8 protein-coding genes are annotated in these 12,470 nt (G+C 51.9%); 1 reads left to right on the forward strand and 7 read right to left on the reverse strand.

Annotated elements, in window-relative coordinates; translation table 11 throughout:
* Positions 1-61 precede the first annotated feature (61 nt).
* From FBQ85_17185 to FBQ85_17200, 4 genes are all read right to left on the reverse strand, one after another.
* Positions 62-2,200, reverse strand: coding sequence for a hypothetical protein (locus FBQ85_17185; GenBank protein ID MDL1876881.1), 2,139 nt, complete (start codon positions 2,198-2,200; stop codon positions 62-64).
* Positions 2,201-2,753: 553 nt separating this feature from the next.
* The gene (locus tag FBQ85_17190; GenBank protein ID MDL1876882.1) at positions 2,754-2,861 is read right to left on the reverse strand and encodes an aminopeptidase; all 108 of its coding nucleotides are present in this window, start codon (positions 2,859-2,861) and stop codon (positions 2,754-2,756) included.
* 720 nt (positions 2,862-3,581) lie between these two features.
* Complete coding sequence (locus FBQ85_17195; protein ID MDL1876883.1) at positions 3,582-4,433, reverse strand: hypothetical protein; 852 nt, start codon at positions 4,431-4,433, stop codon at positions 3,582-3,584.
* Between the two features lie 25 nt (positions 4,434-4,458).
* Positions 4,459-4,998 (reverse strand): RNA polymerase sigma factor, encoded by a 540-nt coding sequence (locus FBQ85_17200; protein ID MDL1876884.1) that lies wholly within the window; start codon positions 4,996-4,998, stop codon positions 4,459-4,461.
* Positions 4,999-5,869: 871 nt separating this feature from the next.
* Between FBQ85_17200 and FBQ85_17205 the strand changes: the two genes are divergently transcribed.
* The gene (locus FBQ85_17205; protein ID MDL1876885.1) at positions 5,870-6,427 is read left to right on the forward strand and encodes a nuclear transport factor 2 family protein; all 558 of its coding nucleotides are present in this window, start codon (positions 5,870-5,872) and stop codon (positions 6,425-6,427) included.
* Between the two features lie 73 nt (positions 6,428-6,500).
* Here the strand turns inward: FBQ85_17205 and FBQ85_17210 are convergent, their stop codons facing one another.
* The 3 genes from FBQ85_17210 to FBQ85_17220 all read right to left on the reverse strand — a co-directional run.
* Complete coding sequence (locus FBQ85_17210) at positions 6,501-9,764, reverse strand: CHAT domain-containing protein (protein ID MDL1876886.1); 3,264 nt, start codon at positions 9,762-9,764, stop codon at positions 6,501-6,503.
* Between the two features lie 79 nt (positions 9,765-9,843).
* Positions 9,844-10,902: a 2-oxoacid:ferredoxin oxidoreductase subunit beta gene (locus tag FBQ85_17215; GenBank protein ID MDL1876887.1), complete on the reverse strand. Its 1,059-nt coding sequence runs from the start codon at positions 10,900-10,902 to the stop codon at positions 9,844-9,846.
* Position 10,903: 1 nt separating this feature from the next.
* A partial coding sequence (locus FBQ85_17220; GenBank protein MDL1876888.1) for a 2-oxoacid:acceptor oxidoreductase subunit alpha occupies positions 10,904-12,470 on the reverse strand: 1,567 nt, incomplete at its 5' end.

Here is a 12,470-nt window from a genome sequence, read left to right on the forward strand (position 1 = left end):
CAGGCGCTCAGCGTGGCAAGTAACAGCCAGTAGAAATCCATGGTCATTACTCTCATGCTGTTCAAGCTGCCGGAGGCGTGAAGCTGATCCCGATCAATTCCTGATCGAGTCGATGCGCGCCATTCAGATGGTAACCATCCGTGGCGCGGCGCACGCCCCACAGCTCGAACGCGAAGGCGCAGAAATTCTTGTCGGAGGGCAACCAGGCGCCGCTATCAGCTTGCAATTCAGCCAGCACATAGTTGTCGCTATCCGGCGCCACGCCATTGAACGTGCCGAAGAAAAAGTTGCCATGAGTTGCTTCGTTGTAAACCAGATCAAGCGGCTGAACCGGCGTCGCCGTATCGCTGACCGCGACGGCGGTGTTGGAGCCGCGCCGCACGTCGAGATAATAGCGTTGCGTAAAGCCGCCGGGATGATCTGCTTTGAAACGAATGGTTAACGCCGCGTTTGCTGACGGCAGTTCGAACAACCCGCATTCGCCGGGCGCGATTGCGCCGAGTGCAATCGTGTCAATGTCGCCAGTGACCGGTCGATTGTCGAGATAAAGTGTGATCGTATCTTCCGCGCCGGCAACTTTGTTGCCGCTGGCGTCATAGCCCTCGATTTTGAATTCCACCGGGCCGGCATGATCCGTCAAATAAAGTTGATCGGCATAAACACTGCTTGACAGTTTCACTTTGCGCAGCCGGTGCGTGGCCAGCCATTGCGAATCTGATTCGATGTTATTATAAGCGGGCGCATTGGGATCAGTCACGCCGTCGATCGTCAGTGTGCGTGTGAATGGCCCGACTTTGTGCGCCGGGTGGCCGGGATCGCCAATAAATGGAATGAACACGTGCTTGTATTCTTCCTGCACGAACGACCATCCCGAACCGGGTTTGCGAAAACGAATGGTGTAGTATTTCACCGCGGGTTGATCGGTGAAGCAGGCGAACAGATCCAATCTGCCAGCCCAAGCGCCGCGCGTGATTTGCGGCCCGGATGAATGCGTTGCTGTGATGCGGCCCTCGGCATCGAGCGTGTTGCCCACGCCCGAGATTGTGAAAATGTTGCCGATCGCTTGAATCGCACGGCCGCCCTGGCACGCGGTTGGACCGGGATTGATGACGCTCTCCGGAATGCAGAGATCAATGCGTTTGAGATTCGGTATGTTGGTGTGCAAGCCGGTTTCGAACAAGACGGTTGTTCCGTTAACCACCTGCACGAGAATATCCGGCCGCAATTCATTTGCCAACGCGCCTCCCGACGGCACGTCACTGACTTCTTCAGCAATATCTGCCAGTGTGCGCGTGAATCGAAAAATATAATTGCCTTGCTCGTCCGTTACGGTAAGGCCAAGAACCTGCCGGTCACCCTCGCCGGAATAAGCTCCACCCGCCAATTCATCCGCTGTCCGATCATATTCCAAAAACCGCAGCAAGAGGCCAGGTTGATCCTTCACGGAGCAATGGAAGCGAATACGATCAAGCAATTTCGCAAGATCGCGCACATGCGGAGATACGCGATCAAATACCCCGGCGCTCAGCGACAAACGTGCAAACGCGGTTATGGATTTCATCGAGGTTGCAACAGCCGCAGGCGCATTGGTTTGAATGTTTTCGAAAACCGCGCCGCTCTCTTCGGTAAAGGCGCTGAGCGGAATCATGATGGGCCGGAAAGGCGCAGGATCAGGCTCCGGGAAGGGCCGGCGAATGATTTTGACGCGCTCAGGATAAAGCGCCTCGATCACTTTGCTCACTGCCGGGTATTTCAACAACTCGCGCAAGTGTTGCGCCGTATCAATGACCAGCCACGGAAAGCGAAAGCACGGATTAAAGCAGAATCCCTCATACGTGCGAACATTGCCATAAAGCACGAACTCGGAGTCATTGGCCGCGGTCGAGCACGACAACACCAAATCATTGTAATCGTCATCGCCGCCGGAATCATTGGATTGAATGTCGAAAGTTAGTTGACTGCCGGAAAGCACGGGGTTGGTCACGCGTTCGGCAGATGGCAGCCACGAAACCGGGCCGTCAGGGTTGTGCTGAATGGTGATGGACCATTGTGCGCCGGTGACGTTCACTGCCGGGCTGCCAGGCTCGCCGGGATAAATCCCGTCAGCGCCGTCACTGCCTTGAATTAAAAACCGTTGCGGGAACGAAGCGTTTTTGCTTTTGACGCTAATTGTCCACGCGCCTTGCATCGTGATAGCCATAACGCAATTCTCCTGAAAATAAAACCATGCTGGCTTTTCCTTTTACAGTCAGGCATCCTGCCAGCTTGTAAGAAACCCGAACTGAGCAAGTCGAATGTGAAAATGCAAAGGCGCAGATGGCCGCGCGCATCTTCACCAGCAGACTAAACTCGCTGATCTGTAACTAGTGATGCCGGCACCCGGCAAAATTCTTAAGAAATTTTTTGGAAAATGAGAGAGGTTTTTGGCCAGAGCCAAATGGGCAACGCTGCGGAAAGGAATTGCTTGTGCAGAAAAACGGTTGTGGGAGAATTTCGAGTGCAAATGAAAGACGTGAGGGTTCTCTCTTCACTGCGATTAATAAAACGATTGATGCTTGGGAGATATCCGGCTATTGTTCGGCTTGCGGCGGTTTCTTGAAAATCATTTCATCCTTCGCGTCGGATGCCTGATGAAGGATTCGCCATAATTATCATGAAAGTCGGCCACGCCTGGCGTATGTCACAAGCACTGAGAAGCTCTTGCGCCAGGCGCGTGTTTGACTTGCGGTTTATGGAAATGCCTGGAAGGCTTCCTAAGCCTGCGCTGCGGCTCTTTGAGCCTTTTGACGTTTCTTACGGGCTCTTCGTTGCTGCTTGCGTTGCATACGCATGCGTCGTTGTTTGCTTTTGCTGCGCGCCATAGACTCCACCGTTACGAGATTCAAAATGATGAAACGCCTTTTGTTTGGGATTAAAGTGGATAGAATTTAATCGCACCAAACTTACATGCAAGCAGTTTTTCGCATTTTATGAAAACGGCTTATTGCATTTTAAGTGATTACCTTTTCAAAGTTAGAGCAAAATTCTGAGTAAGAATTTAGCCGTTTGAAGTTTTCGTCCACTGAAATGGAAATCCCACTGAATTGAACTCAAAAAGCTAAATTTTCTGTGGGATTTCTATTTTTGTGGGCGGTTTTTTGTTCTGGGTTCATTTGCTAAATTCTTGCAATTCTGAAAGTGTTTCGCCCGCTGAAATGAAATCCCGCTGAAAAGGCTTTTTTGCTGTGGTCGTTCTGCTTCTGTGAGCGAAGTTTTCAAAGCTGCTCGAAGAGCTTCGATTTTCAGTTTGTCTGAAAATCGGGGTAGGGTTTTGCACGAAAATAGACTTTTAAAAATTCAGCCTGCGGCGTCTAGCGGCATACAGCTCGATTTTTATGACACCGGAATTTATACAAATGCAAGTCACTGTGATTTGCGCAATGCGCCATGAAAAACGCCCGAGGCCGGAAATCGCATCAGGCGTTTTTCGTGCTCCCCAAAATCCGCCTCTCGCGTGAAATTCTTTTTATCGTTTTCGACGGTTCAATAACACAAGACTCCGCTGCGAGCGTCAATCGCACAGGTGCAGGCGAAGCATGAATTCAAGGTTTTTGCGCGGAAGATAAAGATTCGAGTTGATTGGAAGCTAGTTTGACATAAAGGGAGTCGCCCGAGGAGTAAAGCTTGCGCAGCAGGGGTTTGGCTTTGTTCGGGGAATTTTGTGCAAGGTAGGCTTCAGACAGAAACCAGGTGGCAGCCAAATCCTGCGGATATTGAGCGACAAAGTCTTCGAGTTGCATGCTGGCTGCTGTGAACTCTCCGATGCGCAACAAGCTGACACCCCAAAAAAGTTGCAAGCGTTTGGCCTCGGGATTTTTTTGTAGCAATTGCTCGATCCGCTCCGCGGCAGGTCTGTAGTCCTTGTCGATATACGATTGTCGCGCCGCTTGCCACTCTGCTGGTGACGATTGTTGGGCAAGTTTTGCGTAAAGTTCATCAGGCCATGCCGGCGGGTTTAGAGCAAAAGTTTTTGTGGAATGTGGTGAAGTTGTGAGCGATGTGCCCGCATCGGCTGTGTTTGTTGTGGCGCGCTTGGCCTCTTGGTGCGATAACCAGGTGTAGCCCACGCCCAGAGTAATAACCAGAAGCGCATAGCCAGCCAGAGCCGGCCAACTCTCTTGCAACCAGGCGGCTGCCGCATTGCCAAACCAGTAACGAATTTTTTGCAGGGTTTCGGTCAAGGAAAGCGATGAGAGGGCTTTGGGCGCTCGAGCGAAAATGACAGCGCCGTGCTGATTCATCGCGAGCCGGGTTTTTTCTATCAAAAAAAGTTCCCGGCTGCAGTCTTCACAACCGAGATAGTGGGCTTCGAATTTTTCTTGTTCTTGTTCGGGAAGCTCATGGCGGGCATAAGCGGCAATCACTTCGGGTTGATCATGATAAACGCAAGACATAACCACCTCTGGCAAATCGTTGAATTCATAAATAAAACAGCGAGCGAAAAATTGGGTCTTTCAAACACAGTTTGCGCAATCGTTTCAGCGCATCGGATTTAAGGCTATAGACTTTGTCGGGCGGCAGGTTGAGATGCTTGGCCGCTTCGCCTTCTTTCATGCCTTTGTAGAAGATCAGCTCCAAAACCTGGATATAATTTTTCGGGAGTTTGGAAATTTTTGCACGCAGATGCCGGGCAAGGTCGCTGGCCTCGGCTTCATCACGAAAAACCGTTCCAATACTATCGGCGAAATTCAGCGGCGCACTGCGGCGCTGGTGTCTGCCGCGTTTACGAAAGAAGGTTTGCGTCACATTATTGGCAATTCCCATTAAAAATGTTCCGGGTTCAGCGTTGTTGAGCCCTTTATAATTGTGAAAGCTCTTCAAGGCCTCGAACATCGTCTCCTGGGTCACTTCCTCTAAATCCGCTCCGGAAAGGCCCCATTTCTTTTTGAGGTAATAGTGTACGATTGGCCGGCGTGAGGCAATCCAATCGGGATCGATTACTTTAGGATTTTGCGCGATGGTTTTTTCCTTCCACGGATAAAGGTTAACACCTCAACCACCTTGCTGCTACGATCCTCCAGAAAGATGATCATCCTGAAAAATTTTGTGAGTAAAACGATAACATCTGGGTCTTGTCTGATAGAAAGGGGGAGAGTTCACTACCTGGGCCCTACCGCTTTATCAGACGATGATGGAGGCGTAAAATAGCGCTCTCATCGCTCAAAAGCAAACTACATCATAGTGAAAATCTCCTGACGCTACTCATTTCGTTCACGTCCTTTTCAACTGCTTGTGCAAGGTTGATAAGTCTATCCCCTGTTGTGGGTTCGCTGCCGGCACGCCAAAATCTTGGCATGCAGGTTTGCCCGCATGCGGGAGCTACTATGATCTTGCTCATCCATATGAAAAAGCGTGATGATTTGCGTCGCAGTCGGCCGGCTGATCCGCATAGCTGTCAGTTAAGCATCATTCTACTTCAATCAGAAAGGCTTAAACTATGCGTTCAGTCATGCGTTTACTCGTGTTATTGGCGTTGTTGTCTTTGCACGCCTGTTCCGCAAATTTGCCAACTTCGCCCGAGAGTCAAGATGTTCCCAATTTGGCAAGCGATAGCGGTAATTCTACGCAACAGAGTGGTGATGATCCACCCCCGCCACCGCCTCCGCCAGGCAATGGTGGTGGTTGGTATTAGTGTTGGTTAAATTTATGAAGCGCCGGAGAGAAAACTCCGGCGCTTATGTGATAAAGATATTTTGAGATCAACAGCAGAGCTTAAAAATCTGAAGCGCTTACAAAAATTCAGTTGATTATATAGGGACATCTACTTACCATTGTGCCACAAATAACCCAGAGTTGTGTTGCACAATTATTCAAGAAAGGGTGGCGCAACATGATCCGTAAAGCTTTTTATTGGGCAGACGCGCAAGTGTTATGTTTTTGGAAGAACGCTATGTCTGGACTCGGAGTCGCTGCGTTTGGTGTGCTTCTGGCTCTGTTGGCTTCAGTCGTTGTTTTGGGCAATGATCGAGACGAAGCGACCCTCCGGCACCTTAAGGAGGTTCTCTGGCCCAGAGCATATGCGGAGCAGGATGTCAAGCTTCTCGATTCGATCCTTGCGCCGGAGTTCTGCCGGATCGATGCCGCCGGCAACTGGTCGACAAAGAACGACGAGCTTGAATACATTAGCAAGAACAAGCCCAAATATGATTCTTTGGTTTTCTCCATCAAGAGATTGGACGTGTTCGAGAACGGCACAGCCATCGTGGCGGGTGAGGGCACAGTCAAAGGGCAGGATGAGGCCGGCCCTTATGCAATGACCTATCAATCCACCAACGTGCTTATCAAGCGCAACGGCGCTTGGACAGCCATTTCGTCACACGTCTCTGGAGTGAAGCGAACGCCAGCTCAAGAACGCGGGCCCTCGGACGATGCGGGATCGCGCCGTTGAATGCAGGCTTAGGGCGAAGCAGTCGGGATTGTTGTTTGAATCAGGGTTTGGTTAGCCAAGCGTGCTGTGATATTTATACCGAACTCCTCGTACGGCGACGCCAATAAATATAACCCCCGCCGGTCAAAGCTACGAGCAAAATTCCTAGAATAAGCCAGCCGTGTGCGTTGTTCGGCGATTCCAACTGGACCTGCCAATCGTAACCGTAATAACAGAATCCTGCCCAATCCAACACACTGTTATCCTCGTTCGACAAGATTTCAAGTTTGGCCGCTTGCAGGGCTTGCACTGCGGTTTTCCCGCGCGATAATGCGTAATAGTATCGTTGAAAAAATTTTGCCGTTACCATATCATCCACGGACCACAAACTCGCGATCACGCTGGGCGTGCCGGCAGCGCGAAACGCTTGTACGAATCCCTCGAAACCCTCACCGTTTAAGAAAAGGCCGCGCGCCGTTTCACAACCGCTCAAAATCGCGATTTTGGCGCGCAAGTGCATGCGAAAAATTTCAAAGGCATAAATCTTATTGTGCGCCTCGGTTGCTTCCGTCTCAGACAGAAGAATCTCAGCAAAATGCGGCTCTCCCGCTTCGCTTGCCGCGTGGCTGGCGATATGCAGCCAGTCGCAGTCCGGCAAAGCGGCCAACACGTTTTCGCGTGTAGCCTCTGTGCCCGCCAGCGTGCGCTGAACCTTCACGGCTTGCGTGATTGCCTCCAGCTCCGCTTTACTGCCAGGTAGTGCGGAGGAGTTCGCTCGTCGCCGTGTTGCTACCCCACTTGCCAGAGTACGCCCGCGTCGAGGGTCTGCAATCAGCAGAAAGGAATTAACGGCAAACTGTTTTGCCTCGGGCTGATGCAGTGACTGCAAAGAAAGGCCATAGCGCGTCACATGACTTTTGACTAGATGTTGCACCTCTGTTTGCGTCGCAGGCTCGGTCACCAAAACTTCGAAAGGCAGGGCGTGCAAAACATCGTCCGGAATGAGAGCCAGCGCTTTTTCCTTGCGCACGAATAGAAAATCCCGCAACAATAAATTGTAAGCTTCATGCGCGGCCGAGGTATCAAAGGCAGTGTGTGTTAAGCCAGAAGAGTTTTTTAGGCGCAAACGCAGAGCAGGATTAATTCTGGCCAGCAGCGGTTCGAGGGCGCGGCGGCCAACGGAAATCTCCTTGCCTTTGACGGTATCGGCTGCCACCAAAAATGCCAAACTGATCGTGTCACCCACGAAAAAACTTATCGCAATCTCTTTCTGATTTCCTAAAGACTGCCGGAATTGATCGAGCGCATCTTGATTAAATGCCGGCTGCGGCGCCGCAAGATTGACCATAAGGTCTTGCACAAGGCTTTCGCGCTGCAATTCCAGGCGCTGCAACTCCGCGCGCAACAAAGGCGTTTCAGCGTCGACGCTGTCCACAGCAAGTCGCAATTGCTGCAATGTTATCAAAGAATCTAAGCGGGTCACTTTAATACGCGCCGAATGTTCCGGCTGATTCTCGCTCAATTGGCGCGCTTGCCAGCGGCTACGCTGCACGACAAGATCTCGAGCTTGTTCCGTCAGGCAAAGCGCTTCTGCGGTTTCCCCGGCTCGCAAGAGCGCGCGGCTCAGCCCGAAAAAGATGGCACGTTCATCTATCGCTAATGAGGTTGCCTGCTGCAAATTGGACGTTCGCGTGTTGGAGGCGACAACCGCTAATGCCCGGCGGTAGATTGCAACTGCGCGCTGAAGATCCCCGGCCTGCAGCACGGTTTCGGCTAATCGGGTGAATGCTTTTAAGTAGTGAAGATAATTCGGCGATTCTTGCAAGCGTGCCAGTGTTTGAGTGAGAAGGCTTTCGGCAGCCGCGAATTGGCCGGTACGCCGCAACAACTCGCCTAAATTGATTTTGGTTTCAAGTTCGAGATCAAGGAAACCCGCTTGCGATGCGGTATCAGCAACTGATTGAAACAGATGAAAGGCCCCTTGCGGGCGTTGCAATAGCATGAGCACACGTCCGCGATCTATATTGAGACTCAAAGAGCGTCTTCGCTCTTTGCTTTTTCGTGCATGCGCCAGGCCGCTGTCATAATAGACAAGCGCTTGCGGGTACTGGCCAAGCTCTTCGTAGGCATTCCCGATGTTTTGAAAATAAATTGGCCGGTGTAGGGCGATCCCATTTTTTTTTGCTTGCTCCTCGTTTTGCAAGAATCTTTCCAGCGCTTGGTGCACGCGACCTGCATTTAAATCCGTCACAGCAATGCTGTATAGCAATTGCAGGGCATATTCACGCTGGCCAATTGAATCGGCGAGGGCAGAAGCACGCAAAAAATTCTTTCTGGACGCTTGCCAGTGACCAAGATTCCTTTCCAGTCTCCCCAATTGATAGAACGCCACTTGCAGGCTATGCGCGTCTGAAAATTTTTGTGCCATGTCACGGACGAAGTTAAGATGCTGCCGAGCTTTTGACCATTGATAATGATTGAGAAGCTCCTGGCTCAAGTTTAAGTGCAGTAAATACTCCAACTTTTCATTGCCGATTTTTTTTGCAAACGTTAAACTTTCATCGCGAAAATATCGCGATTCTTTTAGATGACCGCGGTGGAGTTCTAATTGGGATAAAGCATTAAAAAGCTGTGCCAGGCCTTCTTCATCGTTTATTCGCTGGCTATTGATAACGCCTTGTGTTAGTACATTGTATGCCTTTTCAAGTTCATTCTGATGTTTAAGGCTGTTTGTAACGCCAAGGTATATTTCCCAGCACCCCTTACTGCCTGAGAGCAAAGAAAAAAAATCTTTCTCAGCCTGAATGTGGTTATTTTTCACCTGATGCCAATAGGCTTGGGCGTAATTCAAACGCCAATTTTGTGGATGCAAGTTGCGTTGTTGTGTTATAAATTTAAGGGCTTGCCCGCGATCGCAAATTTCTATGAAAAGATCATATGGCCCGAGATTCCGGCAACCATAGCGCAACGCGTTTTCAGCATGCCTCAAGCTTTGAGGTTTATCCTTGAGATAATGATATAGCGTTGCCAGGGCGCCTGCAACCTCACCGCGGTATTCTTGATAGGCCGAATCCGCCAGCATGTGCTCAAAAAAAGTCACGCCGGCTTGTGCTTTGTTCTCATAGATGTACAGAAAAGCTGCCGTCTGAAAAACGCGTGGAAAAATTTCTTTCTGCTGGAGCAGGCTATCGAGTTTCTGGTGGGCGAGGTCGTATCGTTTTTGCCCCATGGCATGGCGCAAGGCTTTATACTCCGCGGGGATAGGCTGATCGCAGCGGGCGTGCGTTTGTAAGATGGGCAAAAGTAAGGCGCCGATCAAAATATATAAGCGCCATTGGCAGGCTGGCAGCATTGGCACAAGCGTCGATTGAAGCTGAAATGTAAAAGCCCGCAATCAATATCGAATTGCGGGCTAATTGTTTTGACAGGCGCTGCGGTTACGTGTAATCGTCCATAATGCGCTGCAACGTTTCCCGGCTCGGGCGCACGCGGCTTTCAGGCAAAACGGCCAGCGGCTCGTCGACGAGGTTAAGCAGGCTGATAAAGTCATCTGCTTTGGGATTCACGTACAAGATGCCGGTCAGCACCTCCTCGCGCTCACGCGCCTTGGCAAGCACACGCTGCGCGTCCATCTTGCGAGAAGGATTGTAATCCGCGGGCAGTTTGCTCAACAACAAACGCGAGCCGTCATGCAGCGTAACTTCCTGCGTCGTGCCCGGGGCATAATCCACCGAGATGTCATCAAAAAACGGCACAAAGCCGAGATCGCTGAGTTTCTCTTCGTGTTCCTTCACATAATCGTAGCTTTTCGTCGAGCCTTCATGGTCATTGAACGTCACGCAAGGCGAAATGATGTCGAGTAAAGCCATGCCGCGGTGTGAAATCGCAGCTTTGAGAATGGTGGTGAGCTGGCTCTTATCGCCAGAAAACGCGCGCGCGACGAAGCTGGCGCCCAACTCGATGGCCATCGCACACATATCGATGGCAGGCAGATCATTGACCACACCAGTTTTGAGTTTGGAGCCTTTATCCGCGGTCGCAGAGAACTGGCCTTTGGTAAGGCCGTAGACACCGTTATCCTCGATGATGTAAATCATAGAAAGATTTCGCCGGGTGAGGTGCACGAACTGACCCATGCCGATCGAGGCGGTATCGCCGTCGCCGCTGACGCCGATGATCATGAGATTGTGGTTTGCCAAAGCTGCGCCGGTGGCCACTGAGGGCATGCGGCCATGCACGGCATTAAAGCCGTGTGACGGATTTAGAAAGTAGGCCGGTGATTTGCTGGAACAGCCGATGCCAGAAAACTTTGCAACGTTATAAGGATCGACGCCCATATCATAAAACGCGTCGATGATGCGCTCGGAAATGGCGTTATGGCCGCAACCCGCGCACAACGTGGTTTTGCCGCCGCGGTAGCTCTCGCGCGCCAGGCCAAGACGATTGACTTTTGCTGCCGGGGCCGGACGGGCCGGTTTTTCAGGTGTATGCGCCATGTCAGTTTTTCTCCTCGTTTAAAATGCCTTCGACCACAATGCGCGCCGGTATCGGCAGGCCGTCGTAGCAACGGATGTTGCGCAATTTTGCGTGTATGCTTTCATCATAATCCATCGCCATCAAACTGTACATCTGGCCGTCACGATTCTGATCGACAACGTAAACGCGCTCATGTTGTTCGACGAAGTCTTTCACCTCGCCGTTGAACGGATAGGCACGCAGGCGCAAATAATCGACCTTGATTTGATGTTGCTGCTGCAGCTCGTCGAGCGCTTCGAGCGCTGCCCAGTGACTCGTGCCGTAGGCGATCAGGCCGATGCGGCTGCCTGGGTTCCGTTCGAGCACGGGCGCGGGCACGCGTTGCCTGGCGGTATCGAATTTATGCGCCAGACGATCCATGTTCGCACGATAATCCTCCGGGCGTTCGCTGTATTGCGCACGATCATTGTGTCCGCTGCCGCGGGTGAAGTACGGCGCTTTCACATGCTTGGTGCCGGGCAGGGTGCGGTAGGGAATGCCATCGCCGTCAACATCTTTGTAGCGCGCGAACTCCGCCACTTTCTCCAGATCAGCGGCGCTGAGCACTTTACCGCGATGGATCGGTTCCTCGGGATATGCGAACGGATCGGACATCCACAGATTCATGCCGAGATCGAGATCACTCATCACGAACACCGGCGTTTGGAATTCTTCCGCCAGATAGAAGGCCGTCACTGCCATGGAGAAACACTCGGCGATCGAAGAGGGCAGCAGCATGAGGTGTTTCGTGTCGCCGTGCGACAATACGGCGGTGGATAAAATATCGCCCTGCATGGTGCGGGTCGGCAGGCCGGTCGAGGGTCCGACGCGTTGAATATCGAAAATGACGACGGGAACCTCGGCGTAGTAGGCCAATCCAATGAACTCGGCCATCAATGAAATGCCGGGGCCGGACGTTGAAGTCATCGAGCGTGCGCCCGCCCAACCGGCGCCGATCGCCATGCCGATCGCGGCCAGTTCGTCTTCGGCCTGTACGATGGCGAACGTTGCTTTTTTCGTCTCTGGGTCCAGGCGATGCGGCTTCATGAATTCGATCAAGGATTCACATAATGATGATGAAGGCGTGATGGGATACCAGGTTGCCACCGTGACGCCGGCGAACATGCAGCCCAACGCTGCTGCCGCGTTGCCGTCCATAACGATTTTGCCCGCGGTTTCATTCATGCGTTCGACGCGGTAAGGAAGTTCCTTGGTGAAATTTTTCTGCGCAAATTCATAACCCGCTTTCGCGGCTTCCCAGTTCATAGCCGCGGCTTTGGCTTTGCCCTTGAATTGTTTTTGCAGCGCGCGCTCGACTTCGGCCATGTCGATGTCGAGCAAATACGCCAGCACGCCGTCATAGATCATATTCCGCACGAGCTTGCGTAATTTCGACACCGGGCACACCGGCACGACCAGCTCGTCGAATGGCACGGGGTAGAAGGTGACATCGTTGCGCAGTTTGTTGAGTTGCAGGGGAACGTCGTACACGGTTGCTGTGCCCGGTGCGAGGCTCATGACATCCTCGTGCGCGGTTTCGGGATTCATC

The organism is Cytophagia bacterium CHB2, from assembly GCA_030263535.1.
In the GTDB taxonomy this organism is placed as follows: Bacteria; Zhuqueibacterota; Zhuqueibacteria; order Zhuqueibacterales; family Zhuqueibacteraceae; genus Coneutiohabitans.